Here is a 24,520-nt window from a genome sequence, read left to right on the forward strand (position 1 = left end):
AGCTGCAATGAAAACGTCACCCCAAAGTAAAGCCATGCTAGATAACAACCAAAGCAAAAGAGACAGCACCCACTCACAAGAAGTTCTCTCAGTAACCGAAGTAGCAGAAACCAAGGATCGATCCAAATCGGAGGTGCAGGCTGAACCAGGGGATAAATCCAATTGGTTCGGTTCGGTGTTCGGAGCCGTCTCTGCAACGGCGAGTGCGGTAGGGAATGCGGTAGGGAATGCCGGAAGTGCGATTGTTAATACGGCGAGTGCGGTAGGGAATGCAGCAGGAAGTGCTGGAGATGCGATTGTTGTTAATACCGCGAGTGCGGTAGGCAATGCCGGAAGTGCGATTGTTAATACGGCGAGTGCAGTGGGGAATGCAGTAGGCAGTGCTGGAGATGCGATTGTTGTTAATACCGCGAGTGCGGTAGGCAATGCCGGAAGTGCGATTGTTAATACTGCGAGTGCGGTAGGGAATGCGGTAGGGAATGCCGGAAGTGCGATCGTTAATACCGCGAGTGCGGTGGGGAATGCAGCAAGCAGTGCTGGAGGTGAGATTGTTGTTAATACCGCGAGTGCGGTAGGCAATGCGGTAGGCAATGCCGGAAGTGCAGCACTCCAATTTCCCAATTTTTTGGATTCAGCCCTCGGTTTGATTTCCCAGAGTCCTATCCTGAAAAAACTCACTGAAAATTTCAAAATTGATTGGTTAGTCAGTGCGATCGATAAAGTTGATGTAGTGACTGCCGAGGGGCAAGTTCGAGAGTTGCAGCGCCAATATCCTCACGAGAAACCTCAAGAAATCGCACATCGCTTAATGGTGGAAAAAGCCTTGCTAGCTGCAGGAAGTGGCTTGGTTAGCAGTTTAGTTCCGGGCGCAGCTTTGGCATTAGCTGGCATGGATTTAGCGGCAATGACGGCGTTATCCGCCGAGTTGGTTTATCAAATAGCTGCCGCCTATGGAATGGATTTGCAATCGAGCCATCGCAAAAAAGAAGTTGTCGCTATTTTCGGTTTATCCTTGGGGAGCAATTTAGCGATCGAAGCTGGAGTTAGGCTTGTCAGCAATATTCCCTTGGCGGGTGCGGTGATTAATGCTAGCGCCAGTGCGACAATGATTTACGCGCTGGGATACGGTGCTTGTCGGTTTTATGAAGCGCATCTCGATTCCTCGAAAATCGAAACCAAGCTCGAAGATTTACGAGAAGTCTTGCAAGCGGAAAGTGAGCAATATTTAGAGAAAGCGATCGCACAAGAAACGGTGATGGATTGGATTTTGGTGTATGTCGTCTATACCACCCAAAAATTCACCCGATGGGATGAGTTATTACCCCAATTACAAGCTGCCAATTTAAATCCCAAGTCTTTAGCTGAGATTGAAGCTGTGAAAAATAAGTCTAAATTGCCTCCCAAGTTGGATATTTTACTCGAACAACTCGAACTCGACTTTGCCGAACCACTTTTAAAGCGATGCACTGAGATGATCGAGGCTGACGGTGAAATTAATGAACAAGAGGGGAAAATTTTGCTGACAATTCAACGGGCTGTTTTGAGCAAAAGAAAGCAAGCTCAAAAGCAAGCCTAGCCAACTTCTATCTAGAATGGGGTATCGGAAGCCACTGAAGCACAAACTGAAGTCTAAGCTAGATCACAAACTCCCCCGTGGGTTAACGCCCGGAAATGTCAAATCCAATGCTCATAAACTGGCTCAAGCGAATGGGGTACAACTCTGGGACGATAACAGTTAATTGATTTAGTGATTCGAGCTAAAAAATAAGGTATCTATTAACCAAGAATCCCAGTCTCTGAAAGAGCGGGGAGTGTCATTTGAAACACAAAAACTTGGCAGTTTTGCAGTCGGAAAATCGCTGGATTCCGAGCAATACAGTGGAAATAGACACTCCTGAAAAAGCTCGCTCGCTCCTTAAGTTAATGGATGCACTGGAAGATTTGGACGACGTGCAAAGCGTGACGGCTAATTTTGAAATGACAGATGAATTGATGTCTTTGAGTATGGTGTAACGATCTAAATCACCAGATTTTTGCCATCCGCAAGACAAATCCCGGTAACTCTGGATCTGTGCTGACTGTTTCAGGATTATCTAAGATTTCAGGTTCGCGATCGGGACGGTAGATGTAGACTTTTCTGTTTTTGCGATCGAGCAAAAAGCCGAGCGATAAACCGTTGTCAATATATTCTTGCATCTTGTTTTGCAATGCCTTGAGAGTGTCACTAGCAGACCGCAATTCAATCACAAAGTCTGGACAAATCGGTGCGAATGAGGCTTTTTCTTCTTCAGTTAAGGCATTCCAGCGCTCTAGTTTAATCCATGAGGCATCGGGGGAGCGGGTTGCTCCATTCGGCAAGGTAAAGCCGGCACTGGAGTCAAACGTTTCACCCGTGCCATCTTGTTCTGCCCAGTTCCCCAATTGTAGGGCAATCTTACCGTTTCGATTGCCTGTATCTGAAAAAGCGGGTGACATAATGATAACTTCCCCACTCGCTGTACGCTCAATTCTCAAATCGCGATTAACTAGACAGAATTCATAGAACTGTTCAACAGTCATCGATTGGATCGCAGGGAAATTGACCGTCAGTGGGACGCTTTCGGTTTGAATTAGCAGCGTCGTCATAGTTTTTCTTCAGTTGGTGCAGGGGTGATAGAATACCTGGAGCTTACACTATTTTAGCTTGGCGATCGAAAGTCTTAGTCGATCGGGGAATCGGATGCTTGTATCCGTTTTTGGGCGGGGTCAATAATCTTTTTTCCCAGTCAGCAAATAAGTAACCATGTATCCCTTGCCCTTAACTTGAATGGCGCCGCGCTTCTGAAAAGTATATTTATCTTTTAATAGCTGGTAGGTTTCGGTGGTGACTTGAATGCAGCCAGTAATCCCGTGGGATTCCATGCGCGAAGCAATATTTACTGTGTCGCCCCAGAGGTCATAAATAAACTTTTTTAAGCCGATGACGCCGGCAACGACAGGGCCACTGCTAATCCCAATCCGAATGCTGAAAGGTTCCGAATGTTCTAAACTCAGGAGCCGAATTTCGTGCAGCATATCGATCGCCATGTTCGCAACCGCCTCGGCGTGATCCTCTCGGGGCGTCGGCAAACCGCCGACAACCATGTAAGCGTCACCAATAGTCTTAATTTTCTCCAAACCGTGGCGATCGGCCAAGTGGTCAAAAGCCGAAAAAATATCGTTGAGCACTTCCACCACCGCCGTCGCTGAAATTCTCGACGAAAGCTCTGTAAACCCCACAATGTCGGCAAACATCACAGTTACTTCCGCAAAACTTTCGGCGATATTGTGTTCATTGTCCTTCAAACGCAGGGCGATCGCTGCCGGCAAAACGTTCAGCAGCAGTTGCTCGGATTTAGCTTGTTCGAGTTCCAACTGTAGGTAAGCAGCCTGCAACTGTTCGGCTTGGCGAATTCTTTCTCGGGCTAGCTTTTCGATTTGGGCGGTGCGGCTCAAAGATGTCAGCATATATGTCACCGGAATCAGAGTCCACAGCATCCCCATCGTCAGAGTTCCCCAAGAGCGCCAGTGCTTGCGAATCCTGCGAATTTCCGGCGTTGCAGACACGTACATAGACCACTGGCGGCTGCTAATTTTCAGCCGCCTTCTGCAAGCTGTATAGTTCGGGCCTGGATTGTCAAGAATCGGGCAGTTTTGCATCAGGGCTCGGTCAACAGTGGCTGATGCTGGAAGGACTTGTTGGCTCGCGGATTGGAACTGCACCGCAAATTGCTGAATTTGGGGCTCAGCAGGGAGATTTTTGAGAACCGGGTTGCCCGTTTGGGGTAACAGCGACGGTGCTTCTTGCTTGTCTGGAGCCTCGCTAACGAGATAAATATTGAGGTAGTCGGTATTGCGTCCTTTTAAAGAGGTTTGGAAAATATCTTTGCCTCGAAATACGCCCAGAACAAATCCTTGTAGCAGTTGGCGACGGGATTCCAGGGTAGTGGGTTTACTGCTGTTTTCGTAAATCGGAACTATGGCCAAAAGACCCAGTTCCGGGGAATTGCCCTGAGTTAGGCCGATGTAGTTGGTGATAATCATTTCCCCTGTATCGCGCCCTCGATCGAGCGCGACGCGGATTTTTGGGTGGGAGGCGAGGTCAAAGCCCAATACTGTCTCGTTTCCGGCTGTTGGTTCGACGTAGAAAGCCGGGAAGTATTCGGAACGCTGGAGGGCCTTGCGGAGTTCTCCTCGCGGGCCGCGCTCTGTAATCTCGAAGCTGGGCTCTGTTTCGGTTCTAGCTTTGGTTTCGTAGTTGCGCCGCTGCGAATTCGGGACGCGGGGAGCCCAAGCTAGGAGTTGCAGGCTGGGGTGGACGGATAGGGGCCGGGCGACAAACCGGGCAAAAGAGGAACGCTCGACGGCGCTGAAGGCTTTCATGTAGTCGCTGAGGGCTAGAACAGTATCTAAGTCGGAGTTGAGCTGGCGTTCGATGCCGATCGAAATATCGTCGATGCGACGCTGCATTTCGTAGTCGCGGCGCTTGTCTTCCCAGTCCCAAACCAAGGCGAATGCCAGAACCGACAGTCCGACACCCAAAGCCAGCGTCAACCCGGCTGGAATGTAGCGAGACCAGGATAAAGGTAGTTTTTTCAGCATAATTGCCTAGCGAATAAGGGCAGCAGATTAGCACACCGCTGAGTGCGATTTGTTCCGGCCTCTGAGTGCGGTTAATTCAAAACCCTGATAACTCAAGCACCGACGGCAATTGGGAATTAAAAGTTAGATATTTAAACTTTTAGATTAATGGACGATCGCTCAGCAGGGGATTTCAATCCAGAATTCCGCTCCCTGGCCGGGCGCTGAGATGCACCGCAGGCTTCCCTTATGTTTTTCTACCACAATCTGATGGCTGATGGATAATCCTAAGCCGGTTCCAGCCCCTACGGGCTTGGTGGTGAAGAACGGGTCAAATAGCCGCTTGCGAACGTCTTCGCTCATTCCCGGGCCACTGTCGGCGATGCAAATTACAATGCGATCGCAATCACTGAGCTGGTTTTTACTGTCGCTTTTCAGGTCAGCTTTTTTCATGAGGGTGCGAATCACGATCGTCCGAGGTTGCGGTTGGCTTTCTAAAGCGTCGATCGCATTGCTGATAATGTTGAGAAATACCTGGTTTAACTGCCCCGCACAACAGTGAATTTTCGAGATTTTTCCGTATTCTTTAATAATTTCAATCCGGCTTTTTTTACTTCCATGATGCAATCGGTGCTGCAAAATTAACAGCGTACTGTCAATTCCTTCATGAAGGTCTACCAACTTCATTTCTGATTCATCCAGTCGCGAAAAATTCCGCAGCGATAACACAATTTTACTAATTCTTTCTATTCCTACTCTCATGGAGTTTAGCATCCTGGGCAAGTCTTCCTTCAGGAAATCGAGCTCTAAGTCCTTAACTTTTTCAGAAATCTGAGCAACTGGAAACGGGTAGCATTCCTGGTAGAGATTCAATAGCTCTATTAAATCGTGAAAATAGTTGTATGTGTGAGAAATATTGCCGTTAATAAAAGTTGCGGGATTGTTGATTTCGTGGGCGATGCCAGCCACCATCTGACCGAGACTCGACATTTTTTCGGATTGAACTAATTGGATTTGAGCGTGTTGTAGCTGTTCGTAGGCTTCTTGCAATTGGGTTGCTTGTTTTCTCAATTGAGATTCTGAAGCTTGGAGTGCTGCGGCGGAAATTTTGCGGTTAGTTATATTTTCAATCATCCCTAATTTGTAAATAGCTTTTCCTTCGGCGTCTCGAATCAAAGTAGCTGTCACGTTTACCCAAACAATTTTACCTGTAGCGGCAAGCTGGCGGATTTCAATTTGATAGCTATTAGTTTCTCCCCGCTCAAGATAATGAGCAACTTCGAGGTTTTTTGAATAATCTTCGGGGTGCCCAAGTTCTATAAATGTTTTGCTCAGCAATTCTTCGGCGGTATATCCCAGCATTTCGCAGTAAGTTTTATTGACTCGCACTAACTTGTTATCGTCTAAATTGGCTAAGTAGATAGCGATGGGTGCATCTTCAAAAATTGTGCGAAATAGTTCCTCGCTGGCCCGGACTTGAGCTGCTAGGGAAAGCCTATCTGTGATGTCTTCAAACGTAGACAAAATGCCGACCACATTGCCGGAATTGTCGTGTAAAGGTATTTTATTTGTATCCAGACAGCACTGGGTGCCGTCGGCTTGCATTTTGGATTCTATGATGTGATATTCTGGGGTGTTTGTTGCCATAATGTGACGGTCGCAGGCTCGAAAAATTTCTGTTTCTTCGGGCTTCCAAGGCATATCGAAGTCGGTGAGACCAGCGATTTCACTGGGGTGATTGAAACCTGCGACTTTGGCAAAGTTTGTGTTGCCTCCCAAGTAAACTAAATCTCGATCTTTCCAGGCAATTAACTGAGGAATGTTGTTGATTACCGACCACAGCATATTTTGGGATGTTTGCAAGGCTTCCGTGCGTTCTAAAACACGCTTTTCAAGTTCTTGATTGGCTTGTTGCAGGGCCATTTTTGATTCGCTGAGGGCTATTTCTGCTAGCTTGCGATCGCTGATGTCGATTGTCACCCCTTCCCACAGTATATCGCCCCCAGGTTGCGCTTCCGGGCGGGCAATGCCGCGAATCCATTTTACTTTTCCAGATCCGGTTACGATCCGCCCTTCATATATCCAAGGTTTTAAAGTTTCGCCGGAAATTGCGACTGATTCTAAAAGGACTTTTAGGTCTTCTGGATGCACCGTTGACCACATTAAATCCGAGTTTTCTTGAACTTTTTCTGGATCTAATTCGTAGAGTTCCCAACAGCCTGAACTGACATAAATGAATTCATCGGAACCGTCGGGATGCAGCAAGTATTGATAAATCATTCCCGGCACGTTGGCGGCCATTTTTTGGAATCTGGCTTCGCTTTGCCGCAGTGCTGATTCTGCAAGTTTGCGATCGCTAATGTCAATCAACAAGCCGTCCCAAATAATGTCATCTTTCTCGCCGGGTTCTGGCCGGGAAGCCCCGCTAACCCACTTAATCCGATCGCCCGCAAAAACAAATCTGCCTTCCCACCGCCAAGGCTCTAAAGTTTTAGCAGAGATAGCAAGAGATTCCTGGAAGCTTGGCGCATCCTCTGGATGAATCATTTCTATAGCGGGAATAGCTGAATTTTGGAGCACCTGTGGTTCTAATTCCCAGAGTTCGCGGCAGCCGGAACTGACGTAGGGGAATGACGTAGTGCCGTCTGCTGCTAACTGAAATTGATAAATCATTCCCGGAACGTTGGCGGCTAGTTTTTGAAACCTCGCTTCGCTTTGCCGTAGTGCTGTTTCTGCTTCTACGCGAGCGGTAATATCGTAAAATGCCGATAAAATTGCTGCTTCGCCGTTAAAATTAATCGAGCGCATCGACATTTTCACCCAAAACAAACTGCCGTTTGCTTTCCTAAGGCAGATTTGTTCGCTGTCGCTAAAACCGTTTTGTTTGACTAATTCTATCAATTGACGGCGGTCATTGATATTGGCATAAAGTTCAATTTTTTTGCGTCCGATAAGTTGTTCGGAACTCAAACCTAAACTTTCCCCGAGGGCAGGATTTGCATACAAAATAACGCTGTCTTCTAGGCGCGTAATTGACATAGGAACTGGAGTCACAGTGGCGATCGCCCGCAATCTTTCTTCGCTTTCTTGCAGGGCTGTTTCGGCTGCTACTCTTTTGCTAATATCGTTCTGAACTCCGATAAAATGAGTTAATTTTCCCTCGTTGTCTAGGATGGGTGAAACGATTAATTCGTTCCAAAAAGGAGTTTTGTCTTTGCGATAATTTTTTAGAACTACCTGAATTTCCGTTCCTGCTCGCAAGCTGCTGCGGAGTTTATCTAATTCGGCCCGATCTGTATCGGGGCCCTGCAAAAACCGGCAGTTGCGTCCAATAACTTCTTGGGCACTGTAACCGGTCAGTTTCTCAAAAGCAGGATTGCAGTAGATAATAGGTATGTCAGGCCTGCGAGCATCCGCGATGAGGATACTGTTGCTCGAAGCTGCGATCGCCCGCTCTAGGAGAGACAGGTGGAAAGAGTCTGTTGTCATCTGTGGCAATATCCAAATTCCCAGGGAGGGGACAGAACAATAAAAATTTATAAATAGCTTGAGCCATTCTTATTCTATAATTTTATTTTCAATTTAGCTTTTTTAACAAAGTCAGCAGCCCACAAAAGCCGACGAGGGAGACGACTAATACCATTTTAGATTTTAGATTTTAGATCGGCAATGACTGATTCCATTATGGTTTGGACTACGCGCAGACAATTGCCTTCTTTGTGGAAATGACGACTAATACCATTTTAGATTTTAGATTTTAGATCGGCAATGACTGATTCCATTATGGTTTGGGACACGGGCAGACAATTGCCTTCTTTTGGGGAATTTAGTATAACCAAAGACATTCGGCACTTATCCAGAAAACAGAAGGTGAAAATAGCGAAGGGGGAAAGAAAACAGAAGGTAAAAATACTGATATTTTCAACTTTTTTTCTTCTCCTCCTTCCATCCGGCTCGTCAACCCTTTTAAATTGACAAGCTGATGGAAGAACCCTGAGCAGTTTTGCTTACTTCAATCCTGGCTTGAAAAGCTTCTTTCAGGTGGGGCATATGGGTAACGGTGAGGATGCAGGCGAAGTCGGAGGCGATCGCATTAATTGCAGCAATCAGCCGATCGCACCCTTCAGCATCCTGAGTTCCGAATCCCTCATCAATAATCAACATTTGCAAAGCCGTGCCCGCCCGCTGAGACAGCAGTCTCGCCAGCGCCAGCCGAATCGCAAAATTAATCCGAAAAGCTTCACCGCCCGAGTAAGTTTCGTAGGCGCGAGTACCGCGAGCATCAGCAATTAAAATGTCTAAAGTGTCAATCAATTTAGTTGCTTTTTTAGAAGCAGCAGCCCGCTGAGTAATAAATTGAACGTGCAATTGATTCGCGCTCAATCTCGACAATATCTGATTGGTTTCAGCTTCAAGTTGAGGCAAAACATTTTCAATCATTAAAGCTTGAATGCCGTTTTTGCCAAAGGCTTGACCCAACTCTTGATAAACTCGCTGCTGGCGTTTTGCAACTTGCATTTGCTCTTTTTGAGCTACTAGCTGAACTTGCAGAGTTTCTAGATTTTGTTGCTGCTGCTGGAGGCGTCCGAGACTTCCCAAATGTTGGTCTAGCTGCTGGCGACGGCGACTGATTTGCTGTTCGATCGCGCTTATGCGGGCTGTGGGATCGGGATATTCTTGCAATTGCTGGTTCATCGCGGCAGTTTGAGCGCTGACAGCTTGCAAATCTCGATCGCGCACGGCGATGGAATTTGCTATTTCATTAACGCGCTGCAGCACTTGCGGGTACTGCTGAGTTGCCGCTCGCAGTTTTTCGGCGCGGGCGATCCAAAACTGCGATCGGCGCATTTCGCTGCGGACGTGTTCGTGCTGTTCCAATTTATAGCCAACTTCCGCAATGTATCTATCTAAAGACAGAATTTGCTGCTGTATTTCCGAGCTATTTTTTTGCTGTTCTAACTGTTGCTGTACTGTGGCTAATTGAGTTTGCAAATCCGGGCGGCGGGCATTAATTTTATTCAGTTTCTGCTGAGCGTCTTTGATTTGAGCTTGCTTAATCTCCGCCCACCGCAAGCGCTTTTCATCGCTGCGGGCGAGGGAGTGGCTGCTATCGCTGTAATTGAGCTGTTGCAGTTGCTGTTCGATTTGCTTTAGTTGGCCCAAGTCATCGGCTGCATACTCGCCGGTGCGTAGCAACCGCTCTATTTCTGCAGCGTCTTGACGCATACTTTGCAGTCGGTTTTCATCTTGGCCCAGGCTATCTAATTGTGCTTGTAAATGACTGCGGCGTTCCCGCAATTCTTGGTAGGGCGCTAATTCCTCTTCTAGTTCGCGGTATTCATGTCTGAGAACTTGAATTTCGCGCTCGGAGACGGCCAACTGTTCGCGGACAACCCAAAGTTGGTTCCAGATTTCCTGCTGTTGGGTGTGGTGTTTTGTGACTACCAAATTCCAGTAGTGTTCGTCTAAAGGTCGATCGCACAAAGGACAATTGCCAAAATTTGTATCTCGCACCATTAAAGGCGAATTCGATGGCTCGTTTTCCGCAAAATTCGAGGCTTTACCTTCGCCTGCGGTTTTTTCTCCTTCATGTTTCCGCAGCAGTTGCAGTTTTTGGTCGATCTCGGCGAGTCTGGTTTGATAGTCGCGGCTTTTGGCTTGCAGGTTTCCTAGAAAGTCGTGCCTTTCTTGACCTTTTTCGCGGACTCGCTGCTGATAAACTCGCTTGTTTTCCAACTGCAAAATTTGATTGGCGATGGCCGAGATTTCCTGCTGTAATTGCGGCTGTCGCTGCTGCTGCTGAACTTGCACCTGTCGGTTGATTTCGTCTAAGCGGGCGGTTAAACCGGCGCGGGCGCGATCGAGCTTTTGTTGCTTTTGCTGCTGCTGTTGTAGCAGTGGCGAAACTTGCAGTTGCAGTTGCTCTAGTTCGTTGAGGCGCGATCGAACTGCTTGCAACTGTGCGAGTCCTTTATCAACCTCCGGCTGCTGTTTGAGAATCTCCAGAACATCTTTTTCATCTTGTTCTAAAACCTCTAATTGAGCTTGCAACTGCTGAATTTTGCTTTGCAAAAAGCTCAGTTCTTGCCGTTGCTGTTCTTGCAATTGCTGACGCTGATTTTGGGCTTGTTGGTTTGCCTTAAATTTGCCCGCCAGAGTTTCTTCTGTGGCTTGCAAGCTCTGGAAATACGCGATGCCTGCTGTTATTTCCTTTTCTTGCCCTAGGAGGGCTTGTAGCTCATTTTGCTGCTGTTTGGCTGCGCTGAGTTCTTGCTGCAAGCGGCGGCATTCTTGAGTGATATTGTAGTGCTGTTGCTGGTGGCCGGCGAGGAGTTTTTGCCAAGTTTGGCGGTTGTGGTGCTGGAGTTGCAGTTGCTGTAACTCGGTTGTGTCGGCTTGCTGCTGCTGCTGGAGCAAATCGGTTGCTTGCTGCAATTGAGTTTGTTCGGAGGCGATGGTCTCTTTTTGTTGCAGTTGCTCTTGTACGGTTTGCAAACTCTGTTTGAGCAATTCGACTTGAGCTTTAAATTGTTTGGACGTATCTTTGGCTTGTTCGGATAAAGTATCGTAGGAGTCGAGTTTGAGCAGGTTGGCTAAAACTTGTTTGCGTTCGATCGGCTTTTTAAGCATAAATTCATCAGCTCGCCCCTGCCGCAAATACGCCGAGTTGATGAAAGTATCGTAATCTAGTTTGATGTGTTCGAGGATTTTTTGCTGAGTTGTTCTCAGGCCCTTGTCTGTGAGCGTGCGAAAATTAAGTTTTTCCTCAGTCACGGCCGAATTCAAGCTGACTTGAAATTCCACACTTCCCGATTGTCCGCGCCGGCGGTTGCGTATCACCCGGTAGATTTGGCCGCCGGTGGAGAAAGTGAAATCAACGCGCACATCTGTTTCGCCGATGTGGATGATATTGTCTTCCGTATCGCTGCGACAACAGCCCCAAAGTGCCCAGCATATGGCTTCTAAGAGGGAGGATTTGCCAGCACCGTTAGGCCCGCAAATGCAAGCAGTGTGCAGGCCGCGAAAGTCTAAAGCAGCTTCGCGATAGCTGAGAAAATTTTTGAGTGTAAGTTGTATAGGAATCATTTAGGCCATCGCGCCATACAATCTATCTATAAATAACACTATTTGTACGCTGTTGCCTAGTTATTCAATCCAGATCCAGAACAATTGTCAGTGCTTCTGCAATTTCTTCCATAATTGTCTCGGACAGGGTTCCGAGTTGTCGGACAAATCTTTGTTGGGAAACGGAACGGACTTGAAAAGTATCGGCGGCGGAGAGTTTAGTCAAGCCATTTTCGTCGCTGGGTTCTAGTCGAACCATCCAATTTCTCTCGGTGTATCGCTCTTTCCACTCAGTGATGGGAACAATAACTTCAAGCAGCAAAATTCCCACCGTTTCATCACTGACAATTACTACGGGACGGGTTTTGCCGATTTCGGCGCCCACACTAGGTTCAAGCGCAACCAGCCAGATTTCGCCTCTACGCATTAGTTTTTATCCCTGCGTTAAGGTATTCTTCCTCGGATTCAAAATAGGGTTCGCTATCAGCCGACCACAAATCATGTAAAGCACCTCCCGGCATATAATCTTTGACTGCTGCTTCTGCGGCGGCTCTGAGTCTCCGCTTTCTCTCGGCTTTGCGCTGGGCTTTTTCTTCTATTTCTTCGTGCATCATCCGCGAAGCTGCTTCAATGATTTCTAGGCGTTCTTCTGCTGTCAGGTTTTTGAGTGCTGCTAAGATTTCTGTTTTAGTCACGGTTTTTTCGGGTGGTTTGTGAGAAAGTGCGATCGATCCCATATCTTGCACCATTTTCAAGAACAGGCTTTCCGGCCTGTTCCACAAAGAGTGAATTTGATTGTGGGATGGGCATCCTGCCCGTCCATAAAAAGCTTATTGAATATGACGCAACATCTCAGATCGATCCAACCATCATTATATCTTTCACAAAAATCAATCTCGGCGCTCTCTGCTTGTGGCGCACCCTACATCGATCGCATAGGCAGATTTTCCATCAAAAAGGGTTGACCGTATTCCTACAGCCAACCCCACGCCTATTTACTTGTCCTGCGTTTGCTCAAACACCAACACTACCGGGCAAGATTCGGGAACGTATAGCCGACACCGACTAACAATCCCACGTCAGCTCCGTCAACAAAACCAATATTCAATCCGGCTGTTGCTGTTAAATTTCTCGTCAGCGGCACATCTACACCCCCCGAAATCAGGAAGCCAAAATTACCGTCATCCCCGGTAGTAACTATCACGCCAGCACCTGCATAGGGAGCAGCACTAATCACAAAATCCTCGCTGACTTCGACGGTCTCTTGAGATACAAAATCGAAGGTAACGGGAACTACAAGAGTTAAGTTGTCGCGGAACAAAACAGTCGGTCTCACCGACAAATTGTTCGTCAAACCGATTTTGCTAATAATCGCAAATGAACCGTCGCCTAAGGCTGAATCTCCGCCAAAACCTACATTGCCGCCAATGCCGACGTAGCTGGGCCCAGAACGGGTTGCTCGGCCTGGTCGGATTTGAGTTCCTTGAGCCACTTTTTCAGTTGGTTCTGAGGCAGTTTCAGTTGGTTCCGAGAGAGTGGCCGGTTTTTCAGCAACTTTCGGTTGGTTTGTCAGAGCTGAGGCGGAAGTGCTGACAGGATTGCTCAACAATTCTTGTGCTGTTTGGACTTCTTTTTCTTCCTTCGTTGCTGTTACTTCAAGATTATTGCTCTCGGCAACAATTGAGGTAGGTCGATCGCTCTTTTTGGCAGTCTCGACTGTTGACTGCACTTCGACACCATTATCAGCAATTTTAGCAGTTTCTTCCGAATTTTCAGTTTCAGCAGCAATAGAGGTATTTTGCGCTGTTTCTGTCTCAGCAATTTCAGATGTTGCTGCTTCCGATTTTTCGGGTGCAGCAATAGATACTTGCAAGTTGGCTGTCGGTTCAGAGGCGACTGGCTCTGCCGCTTCTGTTACTTCGCTCCAAGTGATAGAATCAATTTTTTTATTACTAGCCGTTGTTTCTGCGTCGGGCTTAACTGCTGAAGTTGCTGTCGGCTCAGAAATTTGGTCAATATTTTGAGCGGCTATTGTTGCAGTTGTAGCGACATCGGGCAAGTTGCCAGTTTCAGCTTTCGCTGACATGGTACTGCAACAAACAGCTAAAGCTGCAAGATTTATTAACGCAAAAGTAGACTTGGAAAATAGACTATTCATAGATACTCCTCAATGAAGGGTGTGTTAAAAGTGTAAGTGTTTGAGGGCGACCGTCAAGAGCTTTCCTAAAAAAAGACACAAATATGAGTTGTGTTGTTCCTAGATTGCCATTTTACCGTTGAATAGTCAACTCTCAAGCTGATTAGATTCAAGAACGGACGGTGGGTTTAGAGGCTAATTTTAATTTACAGATCGATCGCCAAAAAATCAATCCTAGGGATGATTGCACCCTTGCTCCTGTTTAATTGAGAGGTCGATCGCGCGTCTGGCTGGCATTCTACAATACTGTACTTGGGGGCGCTGCACTAGCAGCCACGCCGGAAAAATCCGGTTTTTGAGGGCGCACCAGCTCGAAACCAAGAGACAACAAGCTTTCAAAACAGTTTTGGCAGCCCCGCCGTCCAAAGCAAGTGCAGTTAAAACAACGCGATCGGCTGCTGCACAGTCCGTGACAATTAATGTAGAATAATACCACCGATCCGAGAAATATTTGTGGCTCGATCGTGTCAAAATTACTGAATATTATGAAAATTGTGTAAAAGTTAGTGCTCTATTTGTAAAGTTTAGCCTTCGCTTTCGCTCAGGGTCTGACCATCTAACAACAGCACGCAACTAAACAAGTAAAAAAATACAAATTATCTCATCTCAACCTGACTTTATGAGCAAAGTTCTAGTCATTTTAGGCGAATTGAGCGATCGCGACATCGATTGGATGCTAGCCAACGGCACCCGCACCCAAATCCTCCCCGGCACAACCCTCATCACCGAAGGTAAGCCCTTAGACGCCCTGTACATAGTTCTGGAGGGAACTTTGAGCGTTGCTGTATCATCTTTGGGCGACAAAGAAATTGGAAAAATTATTGCCGGGGAAGTTTTGGGCGAAATGTCTTTTGTAGACGGGAGGCTTCCTTCTGCTACCGTCACGGCAATTGAAGAGTGCCTCATCCTGTCAATTCCGAGGCGGCTGCTAACTGAAAAACTAGAGCAAGACGTGCTTTTTTCCCTGCGGTTTTATCGGGCGATTACCAAATTTCTTTCGTCGAGACTGCGGGGTACAGTCCAGCGCTTCGGCGATGATAGTGATGGTTTAATGTATCAAGAGCCCGACGACGAGGGGGCTATCCCGGAAAATGTCGAAAATCCAGATTTGGCGGCATCGAGATTTCAATGGCTGTTGGAGCGTTTGAAGGGGAGTTGAAGGAAGAGGGAAGAGGGAAGAAGGAAGAAGGAAGAGGGAAGAAAAGAAAAGAACACCTCTTTTCTATTTCCAATTTCCAATTTCCAATTCCCAATTACAATTAGAAAACATATTTTTCAGCGACGCGCCAATAGCGGGAAAAACGCTTCAAATCAATGTAACCCTCGTAGCGGACAAAGGGTTCGGGCGGCAAAACTTCTACAGGGTGCGATCGCTTAATTTCCCGGCAAATATCCTGAAACCGAGGACTGGGACTTTCCGCAGTCACCACTTGATTCGCGCCGGATTCTTTAGCAAAAGCGATAACTTCCGCAGCCACATCGCCCCGCCGAATAACTACCGGCAACTCCAGCAAACATTCGTAAATAAACACCATTCGTTTGAGACTCAACTGCCATTCATCAATAAGCGCGTCATCCCAAACCCAGATGGCCGGTGCCTCTGGGTGCGCTTTAAAAGCCGGGCCTTCAGGACTCAAACAGTCGCCGTGCAGCCAAATAATCGGATTGTTCATAAATTGGGAATTGGGAATTGGTAATTGGTAATGGAGAATTGGTGTTAAATCCGTTAAATCCGAAGAAAGCGAATCGGTTGCCGAACTTCCTTAATTTTTCCGGCGCTTTTGAAAGTCTTGCCAACTTTTAGAACCGCCGCTACGATCGACCTTTTCTCCCTGAGGAAACAACTGCCCTTCCAAATATTCGTAAGTTCCCTCAAAATCGCATTGCCCGTACATCGGACAATCGCGACAATAAACCGCCTTAGTGTAACGCTCCAAATTTTCGCGATTAAAAAAATAAGGTTTGTGACTAAAAGTGCTTGCTACCCACTGCCAAGAAAGATTGTTGCTCGCCGGATCTCCATCTAGCAAATGTTGCAAAAACCAGCGAGCTCCGGCTTGCCAGCGCACTCGGCGCCAGTGTACGAGATAAGCGGCAGTCCACATCCGCTGGTGATTGTGCAAATAACCAGTTTCTCGCAACTGGCGGCTGAAACTGTCGATGCAAACCAAACCAGTCGATCCCTCAATGACATCCTCCGGCAGAGTTTCGCTGTAATCTTTAGCAGTGTAGCCAGTTTTGTAGGGTTCCCGGTCTTGCCAAATCCCGTTGCCCAATTCCGCGTACAGTCGCTGCCAATAATCCCGCCAACCCAACTCGTTGACGAGTTTTACGGCCTCTTCTCGATGCCGCACCTTCTCTAGCACGGCATCCCGGACTTCCGCCAGACTCAAAACTCCGTAGCGCACATAGGGCGACAAGCGGGTTATCGCACCGTTGAGGAAATTGCGGGTTGAGGCGTACTTGCCGGGATCGACTTGTTGCAGGGCTGTCTCGGCTGCTTTCCGCCCGCCTGGGGTTGGGGCTACGCTGCTGTCCCGGGCGGCGGCTTCGGGGAACTGTTCACGCACGTAGGCAATTAATTCGTCGCGGCTGGCAAATTCCCGCTTCATGTCCTGACTCATTGTTTTTTCAAGCGCCTGCTATTCTTTCCTCATGTTAAAGCTATTTGTTGGGGCGTGCCTGCCCGATCGCCCTAAATTGCCCTTCACTCCCGGTAACTCACATCTTGCACCATTGTCAAGAACGGGCAAGATGCCAGTTCCACAAAAGATAAATTTTCTTGTGGAACAGGCATCTTGCCTGTTCATGAAAGGCTAATTGAGAATGGTGCAATATCTCAGTGGTAACGTACTGTTTGCCCCAGCCGCAATCGATCGTCGGATCGCAGCCAAAATTAACATCAAAGTCAGTACACTCAGGGATAGATATCATACCAAAATCTTATGGAAACTTTTCCGGCGGACGCTCAAGCGATCGCCAGCTTAGCTAACGGACAGCAGCAAGGTACAAAACAACTGGACAACAGCGAAATTCAAGAGTTCGATCGAGCCATGATGCGCCGCTGCATAGAATTGGCTCGCCGCGCTCTCGGCAAAACCGCACCCAACCCCCTTGTCGGTTCTGTAATTGTCCGAGACGGCAAGATTGTCGGCGAAGGGTTTCATCCCGGTGCCGGTCAACCTCACGCCGAAGTTTTTGCGCTCCGGGAAGCGGGGGAACTCGCCGAAGGAGCGACCGTCTACGTGAACCTGGAACCCTGCAACCACTACGGCCGGACTCCCCCCTGTTCCGAAGCTTTAGTTAAGGCCAAGGTGGCAAAAGTAGTGGCTGGCATGGTCGATCCGAATCCTTTGGTAGCTGGAACTGGGCTGGCCCGGTTGCGAGAGGCTGGCATTGAAGTGGTGGCGGGAGTGGAAGGGGAAGCTTGCCAAAAACTCAACGAGGCTTTTGTACACCGGATTTTGTACCGCCGGCCTTTTGGAATTTTGAAATATGCAATGACTTTGGACGGTAAAATTGCTACCAGTAGCGGCCACAGCGCTTGGGTGACAGGCGAGGAGGCTCGGAGCGAGGTACACCGGTTGCGCGTCGGCTGCGATGCTGTGATTGTTGGGGGAAATACGGTGCGTCTGGACAATCCTCTACTGACAAGTCACCAGCCTGATAGGAATAATCCCCTGCGGGTGGTGATGAGCCGCACTCTGGATTTGCCGAAGTCGGCTTGGTTGTGGGAAACCTCTGTGGCGGCTACTTTGGTGCTGACTGAACCTGGGGTTAACCCGGAATTTCAGGAATTTTTGATCGCCAAAGGGGTGGAAGTTGTGGAGCTCTCGCCTCTGACACCGACTAATGTTATGGCTTATTTGTACGATCGATCTTTTCTTTCTGTACTCTGGGAGTGTGGTGGCACTTTGGCGGCCGAGGCAATTGCTGAGGGTGCAGTTCAAAAAATTATGGCTTTTATTGCTCCTAAAATTGTCGGCGGCCAAGGAGCTCCAACTCCTGTAGGAGATTTGGGGTTTTCGGCAATGACTGATGCTTTGGCTTTAGAGCGAGTTTCTTGGCGCGCAGTGGGTGCAGATTGTGTGGTGGAAGGCTATTTGAAAATTAAAGATTGAAAGTTAAAAGTGAGTCTTTCTAGTTTTTGATTTTTAACTCCTTTTATGGTTGAAATTCTGATTTGGAGTTTGATGGTTGGCAGTCTCGGCTTAGAGGCGGCGCTCGCGGGTGTATTGGTGAGCCGCGAGCAATTGGCTGCGTGGCAAAAATACAACGAGGAGGAGGAAGTTTTGACTCGGTACGAATCTCAAGAAGATAATTTTAATGCGCCTGAAAATACGCGCTCGAATGGCAATCCCAAACCCGCTCCTAATGCTGTTGATTTGACGGTTTGGGAGTACAAGATTGTGCGGGCTAGCAACGATTTGTTTCGCAATCCTGCGATTTTTCACAAGCTGTGCCAAGAAGAGGCGGAAGTTGGCTGGATTTTGCTCGAAAAGCTCGACGACAGGCGAGTGCGGTTCAAACGTTCGATCGCGCTGCGGGACGCCCCGAGGCCTAATTTACCCACCTTTGACCCTTACCGCACTCATTACGGCCCGATATCGAATGCGATGAGTTGGGCTGCGGCGATCGTGTTTCTGAGTGCGATCGTGCTTCCCGCTGTTTTGGGCTATGCTTTGGTGTCTACTACTCTAACCAGAAGTCGCTCTAATTGGCCTCCGGCACCTGTTCAATCTTTGCCTTCTCCCAGGGGGTAAGAAACTAATAAGTGAAATATCGGCCCAATGGAAGATGGAAGATGGAAGAGAGAATTGTTTGTTTTAATATCAAGTACGGTCAAAAATTTATAATTAGGTTTGTAGTGAGGACGTAAGTCTTCTCTTCTCTTAAGAGGGTGACAACAAACAATTATATTATAAGTCATTAACCGGACAGTATCTAACTGACAAACCCGCAGAATTATTTAATTATAAATTTTTATTTAATTCTGCATTCTGTCTTCCATCTTCTGATTTGGACTGCTTTCGAGTGTAAACCCTCATGTCATAGAAGCGGCGTGGGAGAAGGAGCGGAAAGCAATCTCAAGTCATAATTTGTATCGCCTTGAAATTGAGAAACGCGGACGAAATAAATCCCCGCAGGTAAAGGCCCATTGCTGACAATTGTTTCTGAAGCCGTGCTTAAATTGTTAGACGAAGCAATCAGATCGTCTGATCCAACTGCGCCGTTGCCGTTGAGATCTTGAATTAATTCAATATCAACATCTGCACTCAAACCGTCAACAGTTACACTGAAAAGGCTGGGAGTATTGAGGATGAAACTGTAAATGTCGGCTGGTTCAGCCGCTCCCACAAAATCGCTGGCCGTTTGAATTTCTGTCATAATGCCTAGGCTTTTTGCTGCGTTCAAATTGTCGGCGGGATCGGGGAGAGTGCTCAACGCTCCTTCTTGTTGACCGAATTGAATGTAGTGGTCGATCGCACTTTTAACTGCGCCGCTATTGACTGCTGCTGCTACCAGCGGATATTTTTCTAGATAAAAGCTGGGCTCGAAGAAAACGCTGGGTTTGCGGTTTTCTATTTGACCGACTTTGAAGTAGTGTTCAAATGCGGTAAATTGATTTGTTTGGACTGCTGTCTGAACGTCGGGGTTGCTTGTTAGATAAAAATTAACATCGAAGAATGGGTTGGGGTTGCGAACTTCAAATTGACCGAATCTGATAAAGTGATCGGCGGCTGAAAAACCGTTGAGTTTCGCTGATGTCGCTACATCTGTATTGGTGTCTAAATAATAGCTGGCGTCGAACAGGGCATTGGGGTCGCGATTTTCAAATTTGCCAATTTTTCGGTAGTGATCGAAGGGACTCGATACCGTGCCTCTGGCAACTGCTACCGCGACATCTGGGTTGTTTTCGAGATAAAATTTGCTGTCGAACAGTGTTCTGAGGGTTAGCATTATTAAAAAAATCTCTCTGGACTTTAGTCTGGAAAGTGCACGATCGAGAATCCAGTTTACATCAAAGTTTTGTTTTGTGAGGATGTCTTAATTATGGCTAAATCTGGACTGATGGCAATGCTGCGCCGCGCTGCGAGTATTGCTCAGAAATCAAGGGAAACGGGCATTCCGGCTGATGAACTGCTGGGGATGCTGAGCGCTGGCATTCCCAATTCTGCCATATCTCGGCGCCGCTTGCTGCACGGGGGCTTAGCTGCTGCGGGGGCTGTCGCTGCTGCGACTTTTACCAGGGAGGGAGGGGGAGCTTTTGCTCAACAGGGCGGACGATCGCCCATTTTGGTTGTGGGTGCGGGGATTGCGGGTTTGACGGCGGCTTATCGCTTGCGCCAAGCGGGCGTGCGCGCCGATATAATCGAGGCAACTAACCGCGTGGGGGGGCGGATACGCACTATTCCCAAGGTGGCTGGAACGCTGATTCCGGCGGAGTTGGGGGGAGAATTTATTGACACCGGCCACACTAATTTAATCTCGCTGGCGTCGGAATTGGGTTTGCGGGCGATCGACTTAGCCCAAGTGCAGAGTGGACTGGTGAAGGATACTTTTTTCTTTCAAGGGCGCCGCTTTTCTCTTGAGCAATTAATCGCGGAATTTGCGCCGCTAGCGACTAAAATTACTGCTGATTTGGAGGCGGTTGGCGATGAAATTAGCTATCTCGATTTTACGGAAGCAGCGGAAAGATTGGACAATCTTTCGATCGCTGAATATGTAGACCAAGCTGAGACTAGCACGCTTGTCCGGCAGTTACTCCGCATTGCTTACACGACTGAATACGGTCGAGATCCTGAAGAACAGTCGGCGTTAAATCTGCTGTTTTTAATCGGTTCTGAGGCGGGCAGTTTTGAATTGTACGGCAACAGCGATGAGCGTTATCAAATTGACGGCGGTAACAGTCAAATTATCAACCGTTTGGCGGGTCAATTGTCTGGTTCGATCGAAGCGGGGACGGTTTTGGAAGCGATTACTCTTTTGCCGGATGGCCGCTATCGGGTAAATTTGCGATCGGGACAAAGCGCGTTCGAGCGCACTTACGAGCGAGTTTTGTTAACTTTGCCGTTCAGCACTCTGCGAGACGTTAGAATTAACGTACCTTTACCCCAACCAAAACGCAGGGCGATCGAGCAGTTGGGTTACGGTACTAATTCTAAGTTAATTACTGGCTACCGCAGCCGAATTTGGCGGGAACTTTATCGATCGACTGCTTCTGTTTATAGCGATTTAGGATTCCAGAATACCTGGGAAGCTACGCCTTTCGCCCCTACTCCTAACGGTTTAGTTACTAATTTTACAGGAGGAAAGCAGGGTTTGTCGATCGGTGCCGGAACTCCAGAAGACCAAGCACAAAGATTTTTGAACCAATTTGAAAGAGTTTTTCCCGGAGTGAGAAATTTGCGATCGGGCAAAGCTGTGCGAGCTTATTGGCCGGGAGAACGCTTTTTCAAAGGTTCTTATGCCTGCTATTTAGTCGGACAGTGGACACAAATGTACGGCGTTGAAGGCGAACGAGTTGGCAATTTATATTTTGCCGGGGAACACACTTCGCTGGAAAATCAAGGTTACATGGAAGGCGGTTGCGAAACTGGACAAAGGGCGGCTGTTGAAATTTTGCAAGACTTAGGTTTGATACCTTCTGCTGAGGCTTTGAATGCTCGAACTGCGAGTAATTTGAACAATCGCCGTCCCAGCCGGAAAGTTCCCGGGGCGCAGAATCTTAGGAATAGAAAGCCGAGTATTAGATAATCTCGTAAGGTGCGTATCTAATCCTTGTGTGGTGGCTTTGAGCAACGCGCATTTAATTCTTGTGGTGTGGCTTTGAGCAACGCACATCTAATTCTTGTGGGGTGGGCTTCTAGCCCGCCCGAAAAATTACATTAGTCATAATATCCACCATACAGAGAGATATGCAAACGTAAAAGTTATGTGAATTATATTGTACAAATTTTTGTCAAAAAACATGATTATTTTACCTTTAACACTAGCTTTATCTAGTTTGCTAATATCGCCGCTCTCGGCTCGCCCTCTGCTTACAGACTTTACAAATACAATGGCTCAAGCTTTACCAGTTGATGAGCCGTTTTGCTACATGAAAACCCCCGACGGCAAAACAGTAGACTTGGGCAAGTTATGCGAGAAACAGCCATCTTTAGGAACTTCCCAAACTTGCATTTCCGGTGCCAACATCGCTGCCCAAGTGTCAATTGCGGCGACTAATTATGACGGCAACGTTTTCAGCGGTCAAGTCCTTAATCAAGGCTGCAAAATAATCAAGAATGTCAAAGTCAATTATGAAGTTTTGGACGAGTCAGGCAATTTAATTGACAACGGATTTATCTACGCTGAACCAGTTACTCTTGCACCCGGACAGTCAGCCGCCTTTCGGGGCGAAGTAGTCGCGGGGGCTAAGGTACAGGCTACTCATGCCGACGGTCAAGAATGATTTTAGATTTTAGATTTTAGATTGAAGAATTGAAGAATTGAAGAATTGGACAATGAACCCCACAGATGAATCCGTGGGCTTTCTATCCCGGATGCTTTCGGTGAAGAATGATTGTTGAGATTTGCCCGATCACTGTTATCATATTCTGGCTCAGATATCTCTATGACTTACGCAGAGATCCCCCTAAATCCCCCTTCAAAAGGGGGACTTGGAATAATAATCTTGTTCCCCCCTTATTAAGGGGGGTTAGGGGGGATCGAAGTTTGAATATTCTTGCAGAGATCCCCAAAAACAGAATTTGCGAGGGCAAAATATCTTGAAAACTCGATCGACATACTGGCAAATCTTACCCTACCTCCGTCCCCAAAAACAAACCATCGGTAAAGCATTAGCTTGTACCGTAGTATTTACCATATTTTGGCCGATTATAGCGTGGCTGGTTGGCGAAACAGCCAAATTTATAGGTAATGGAGATTTAAAAGGCTTCGCTCAAATTGCTGCACTCAGCGCCATCATATTTCTAATTCGCGGTACAGCCCAGTACGGTCAAGATACGCTGATGGCAAAAGCTGCTTTGACTATTGCTTTAGAAATTCGCAAAAAAGTCTACTCCCACCTGCAAAAACTCAATATCGGCTACTTTGAAACCGCCAAAACCGGAGATTTATCCTACCGCCTCACAGAAGATATTGACCGCATTGGCGAAGTCGTAAATAAATTTTTTCATCAGTTTATCCCTTGTGTTTTGCAGCTAATTGCCGTGCTGGGGTATATGATTTATCTCAACTGGCAATTAACTCTAGGTGCATTAATTATTGCACCGCTGATGGCTATCTTAATTGGTTGGTTTGGCGAGAAACTGCTAAGTTACTCGCGCCAAAGTCAAAATCGCATCTCTGATTTATCCGCTTTGCTGACAGAAGTATTCAGCGGCATTCGCTTAATCAAAGCATTTGTGGCTGAAGACTACGAAATTGCCCGCTTTGCAGAAGAAGCAGAACAAAACCGCCGCGCTAAGTATTTGTCAGAACGAATAAAAGCACTTCAGTTCGTTGTAGTTGGCTTTCTGGAAGCGATGAGTGTGATTTTGCTCTTTTTCCTGGGAGGTTGGCAAATTTCTCAAGGAAATCTTACAGGTACTGAATTTATCAGTTATATCGCAGGGGTGGCACTTTTAATTGACCCCATCGCTATTACAACTGCTAATTACGGAGATTTTAAGCAGGGAGAAGCTTCTAGCGATCGCATTTTTGAATTATTAGCAATTGAACCAACAGTAGTCGAAAAACCGGGCGCAATTGAACTTCCCCATGTTACAGGCAAAGTCGAATACCGCAACATTAATTTTGCCTACCCCTCTCAACCCGCCCTTGACAATGGGGGAAAACAGCCTCAACCCCCCCTTGATAAGGGGGGGCAAGGGGGGGTTCCGATTTTACAAAATATGAGTTTACTGGCACTTCCCGGAGAAATGATTGCTCTCGTGGGTGCATCCGGTGCGGGTAAAACTACTTTAGTAAATTTGCTACCCAGATTTTACGATCCGCAAGCGGGACAGATTTTAATTGACGGTATTGATATTCAAGATGTCACCTTAAATACTCTGCGGCGACAAATCGGAATTGTACCGCAAGAAACGATTTTATTTTCGGGTACAATTGCTCAAAATATCGCTTTTGGTCAATCTTATTATGAACTGAAAGATGTGCAAAAAGCTGCGGAGATTGCTAACGCTCATCAATTCATTAGTGAGTTTCCCGACGGTTATCAAACTTGGGTAGGAGAAAGGGGTGTAAATTTATCTGGCGGACAGAAACAAAGAATTGCGATCGCCCGTGCAGTTTTGCTTGATCCCAGAATATTGATTTTGGATGAAGCGACATCGGCGCTGGATTCGGAATCCGAAGGTTTAGTCCAAGAAGCGCTGGAAAGATTGATGCGCGATCGCACGGTGTTTATTATCGCTCACCGCTTGGCTACTGTGCGGAGAGCCGATCGCATTTTAGTTTTGGAAAAAGGCAGAATTGTCGAATCTGGGACGCACGAGGAGTTGCTGGAAAAGGGAGCTCGCTATGCTGGCTACTACGCTCAACAGTTTAGCTGATAAGCTGCGTTATTTCCTCGTTTCAAGGCTCTGCCTTTCTACGTTGGCAGTGAAAACGTCCGTCCTCAAAGTTTGGGGAATTAGGACGGACGTTCTTCAT

The 24,520-nt window shown here is 47.3% G+C and carries 19 protein-coding genes and 1 pseudogene; 8 read left to right on the forward strand and 12 right to left on the reverse strand.

Annotation, left to right across the window (positions count from 1 at the left end; translation table 11 throughout):
• Nucleotides 1–7: 7 nt before the first annotated feature.
• Nucleotides 8–1,576 carry a hypothetical protein gene (locus tag QUA62_RS02900; protein WP_333402289.1) on the forward strand — a complete coding sequence of 523 codons (1,569 nt, stop codon included), beginning with the start codon at nt 8–10 and terminating at the stop codon, nt 1,574–1,576.
• Nucleotides 1,577–1,818: 242 nt separating this feature from the next.
• Nucleotides 1,819–2,013: pseudogene (locus QUA62_RS02905) on the forward strand (YebC/PmpR family DNA-binding transcriptional regulator); the annotation flags it as partial.
• A 9-nt stretch (nt 2,014–2,022) separates the two neighbouring features.
• On the opposite strand, the gene QUA62_RS02910 reads toward QUA62_RS02905, so the two are convergent.
• From QUA62_RS02910 to QUA62_RS02945, 8 genes are all read right to left on the reverse strand, one after another.
• Complete coding sequence (locus tag QUA62_RS02910) at nt 2,023–2,625, reverse strand: Uma2 family endonuclease (protein WP_333402290.1); 603 nt, start codon at nt 2,623–2,625, stop codon at nt 2,023–2,025.
• A 120-nt stretch (nt 2,626–2,745) separates the two neighbouring features.
• Complete coding sequence (locus tag QUA62_RS02915; RefSeq protein WP_333402291.1) at nt 2,746–4,620, reverse strand: adenylate/guanylate cyclase domain-containing protein; 1,875 nt, start codon at nt 4,618–4,620, stop codon at nt 2,746–2,748.
• 159 nt (nt 4,621–4,779) lie between these two features.
• Nucleotides 4,780–8,088 carry a PAS domain S-box protein gene (locus QUA62_RS02920; RefSeq protein WP_333402292.1) on the reverse strand — a complete coding sequence of 1,103 codons (3,309 nt, stop codon included), beginning with the start codon at nt 8,086–8,088 and terminating at the stop codon, nt 4,780–4,782.
• Nucleotides 8,089–8,565: 477 nt separating this feature from the next.
• Nucleotides 8,566–11,685, reverse strand: coding sequence for an SMC family ATPase (locus tag QUA62_RS02925; protein ID WP_333402293.1), 3,120 nt, complete (start codon nt 11,683–11,685; stop codon nt 8,566–8,568).
• Between the two features lie 64 nt (nt 11,686–11,749).
• Nucleotides 11,750–12,091 (reverse strand): type II toxin-antitoxin system PemK/MazF family toxin, encoded by a 342-nt coding sequence (locus QUA62_RS02930; RefSeq protein WP_190735629.1) that lies wholly within the window; start codon nt 12,089–12,091, stop codon nt 11,750–11,752.
• The gene (locus QUA62_RS02935) at nt 12,084–12,446 is read right to left on the reverse strand and encodes a hypothetical protein (RefSeq protein ID WP_333402294.1); all 363 of its coding nucleotides are present in this window, start codon (nt 12,444–12,446) and stop codon (nt 12,084–12,086) included. The genes QUA62_RS02930 and QUA62_RS02935 overlap by 8 nt, the downstream gene beginning before the upstream one ends.
• 245 nt (nt 12,447–12,691) lie before the next feature.
• Nucleotides 12,692–13,750, reverse strand: coding sequence for a hypothetical protein (locus QUA62_RS02940; protein ID WP_333402295.1), 1,059 nt, complete (start codon nt 13,748–13,750; stop codon nt 12,692–12,694).
• Nucleotides 13,751–14,035: 285 nt separating this feature from the next.
• Nucleotides 14,036–14,332, reverse strand: coding sequence for a hypothetical protein (locus QUA62_RS02945; protein ID WP_333402296.1), 297 nt, complete (start codon nt 14,330–14,332; stop codon nt 14,036–14,038).
• A gap of 148 nt (nt 14,333–14,480) precedes the next feature.
• Here QUA62_RS02945 and QUA62_RS02950 point away from each other — a divergent pair, with 148 nt between their 5' ends.
• The gene (locus QUA62_RS02950) at nt 14,481–15,020 is read left to right on the forward strand and encodes a cyclic nucleotide-binding domain-containing protein (RefSeq protein WP_333402297.1); all 540 of its coding nucleotides are present in this window, start codon (nt 14,481–14,483) and stop codon (nt 15,018–15,020) included.
• 100 nt (nt 15,021–15,120) lie between these two features.
• Here the strand turns inward: QUA62_RS02950 and QUA62_RS02955 are convergent, their stop codons facing one another.
• The 3 genes from QUA62_RS02955 to QUA62_RS02965 form a co-directional block, all read right to left on the reverse strand.
• Nucleotides 15,121–15,534: a hypothetical protein gene (locus QUA62_RS02955; RefSeq protein ID WP_333402298.1), complete on the reverse strand. Its 414-nt coding sequence runs from the start codon at nt 15,532–15,534 to the stop codon at nt 15,121–15,123.
• Nucleotides 15,535–15,624: 90 nt separating this feature from the next.
• Complete coding sequence (locus QUA62_RS02960) at nt 15,625–16,485, reverse strand: FAD-binding domain-containing protein (protein WP_333402299.1); 861 nt, start codon at nt 16,483–16,485, stop codon at nt 15,625–15,627.
• A 115-nt stretch (nt 16,486–16,600) separates the two neighbouring features.
• On the reverse strand, nt 16,601–16,795 hold the full coding sequence (locus tag QUA62_RS02965; RefSeq protein WP_333402300.1) for a hypothetical protein: 195 nt from the start codon (nt 16,793–16,795) through the stop codon (nt 16,601–16,603).
• Between the two features lie 11 nt (nt 16,796–16,806).
• Between QUA62_RS02965 and ribD the strand changes: the two genes are divergently transcribed.
• Entirely contained in the window at nt 16,807–17,982 is a 1,176-nt protein-coding gene (ribD, locus tag QUA62_RS02970) for a bifunctional diaminohydroxyphosphoribosylaminopyrimidine deaminase/5-amino-6-(5-phosphoribosylamino)uracil reductase RibD (RefSeq protein WP_333214176.1), read from the forward strand.
• A 45-nt stretch (nt 17,983–18,027) separates the two neighbouring features.
• Entirely contained in the window at nt 18,028–18,624 is a 597-nt protein-coding gene (locus tag QUA62_RS02975; RefSeq protein ID WP_333402301.1) for a hypothetical protein, read from the forward strand.
• 286 nt (nt 18,625–18,910) lie between these two features.
• Here QUA62_RS02975 and QUA62_RS02980 read toward each other — a convergent pair whose 3' ends face one another.
• Nucleotides 18,911–19,822, reverse strand: a complete 912-nt coding sequence (locus tag QUA62_RS02980; RefSeq protein ID WP_333402302.1) for a PPC domain-containing protein — start codon at nt 19,820–19,822, stop codon at nt 18,911–18,913.
• Nucleotides 19,823–19,915: 93 nt separating this feature from the next.
• Between QUA62_RS02980 and QUA62_RS02985 the strand changes: the two genes are divergently transcribed.
• From QUA62_RS02985 to QUA62_RS02995, 3 genes are all read left to right on the forward strand, one after another.
• On the forward strand, nt 19,916–21,619 hold the full coding sequence (locus QUA62_RS02985) for an NAD(P)/FAD-dependent oxidoreductase (protein ID WP_333402303.1): 1,704 nt from the start codon (nt 19,916–19,918) through the stop codon (nt 21,617–21,619).
• 214 nt (nt 21,620–21,833) lie between these two features.
• A complete protein-coding gene (locus QUA62_RS02990; RefSeq protein ID WP_333402304.1) occupies nt 21,834–22,316 on the forward strand; it encodes an FxLYD domain-containing protein in 483 nt (160 codons plus the stop codon).
• Between the two features lie 316 nt (nt 22,317–22,632).
• Nucleotides 22,633–24,420 carry an ABC transporter ATP-binding protein gene (locus QUA62_RS02995; RefSeq protein WP_333402305.1) on the forward strand — a complete coding sequence of 596 codons (1,788 nt, stop codon included), beginning with the start codon at nt 22,633–22,635 and terminating at the stop codon, nt 24,418–24,420.
• Nucleotides 24,421–24,520 lie beyond the last annotated feature (100 nt).

This window comes from Microcoleus sp. MON1_C1 (assembly GCF_036701945.1).
Classification (GTDB): domain Bacteria; phylum Cyanobacteriota; class Cyanobacteriia; order Cyanobacteriales; family Microcoleaceae; genus Microcoleus.

What these genes read in the sequence shown, in the direction of transcription:
- QUA62_RS02900 (WP_333402289.1), top strand. Translation starts at nt 8, where the DNA reads ATGAAAACGTCACCCCAAAGTAAAGCCATGCTAGATAACAACCAAAGC.
- QUA62_RS02930 (WP_190735629.1), bottom strand. Translation starts at nt 12,091, where the DNA reads ATGCGTAGAGGCGAAATCTGGCTGGTTGCGCTTGAACCTAGTGTGGGC.
- QUA62_RS02960 (WP_333402299.1), bottom strand. Translation starts at nt 16,485, where the DNA reads ATGAGTCAGGACATGAAGCGGGAATTTGCCAGCCGCGACGAATTAATT.
- ribD (WP_333214176.1), top strand. Translation starts at nt 16,807, where the DNA reads ATGGAAACTTTTCCGGCGGACGCTCAAGCGATCGCCAGCTTAGCTAAC.
- QUA62_RS02915 (WP_333402291.1), bottom strand. Translation starts at nt 4,620, where the DNA reads ATGCTGAAAAAACTACCTTTATCCTGGTCTCGCTACATTCCAGCCGGG.
- QUA62_RS02920 (WP_333402292.1), bottom strand. Translation starts at nt 8,088, where the DNA reads ATGACAACAGACTCTTTCCACCTGTCTCTCCTAGAGCGGGCGATCGCA.
- QUA62_RS02965 (WP_333402300.1), bottom strand. Translation starts at nt 16,795, where the DNA reads ATGATATCTATCCCTGAGTGTACTGACTTTGATGTTAATTTTGGCTGC.
- QUA62_RS02910 (WP_333402290.1), bottom strand. Translation starts at nt 2,625, where the DNA reads ATGACGACGCTGCTAATTCAAACCGAAAGCGTCCCACTGACGGTCAAT.
- QUA62_RS02940 (WP_333402295.1), bottom strand. Translation starts at nt 13,750, where the DNA reads ATGTCAGCGAAAGCTGAAACTGGCAACTTGCCCGATGTCGCTACAACT.
- QUA62_RS02990 (WP_333402304.1), top strand. Translation starts at nt 21,834, where the DNA reads ATGATTATTTTACCTTTAACACTAGCTTTATCTAGTTTGCTAATATCG.
- QUA62_RS02975 (WP_333402301.1), top strand. Translation starts at nt 18,028, where the DNA reads ATGGTTGAAATTCTGATTTGGAGTTTGATGGTTGGCAGTCTCGGCTTA.
- QUA62_RS02985 (WP_333402303.1), top strand. Translation starts at nt 19,916, where the DNA reads ATGGCTAAATCTGGACTGATGGCAATGCTGCGCCGCGCTGCGAGTATT.
- QUA62_RS02980 (WP_333402302.1), bottom strand. Translation starts at nt 19,822, where the DNA reads ATGCTAACCCTCAGAACACTGTTCGACAGCAAATTTTATCTCGAAAAC.
- QUA62_RS02950 (WP_333402297.1), top strand. Translation starts at nt 14,481, where the DNA reads ATGAGCAAAGTTCTAGTCATTTTAGGCGAATTGAGCGATCGCGACATC.
- QUA62_RS02955 (WP_333402298.1), bottom strand. Translation starts at nt 15,534, where the DNA reads ATGAACAATCCGATTATTTGGCTGCACGGCGACTGTTTGAGTCCTGAA.
- QUA62_RS02925 (WP_333402293.1), bottom strand. Translation starts at nt 11,685, where the DNA reads ATGATTCCTATACAACTTACACTCAAAAATTTTCTCAGCTATCGCGAA.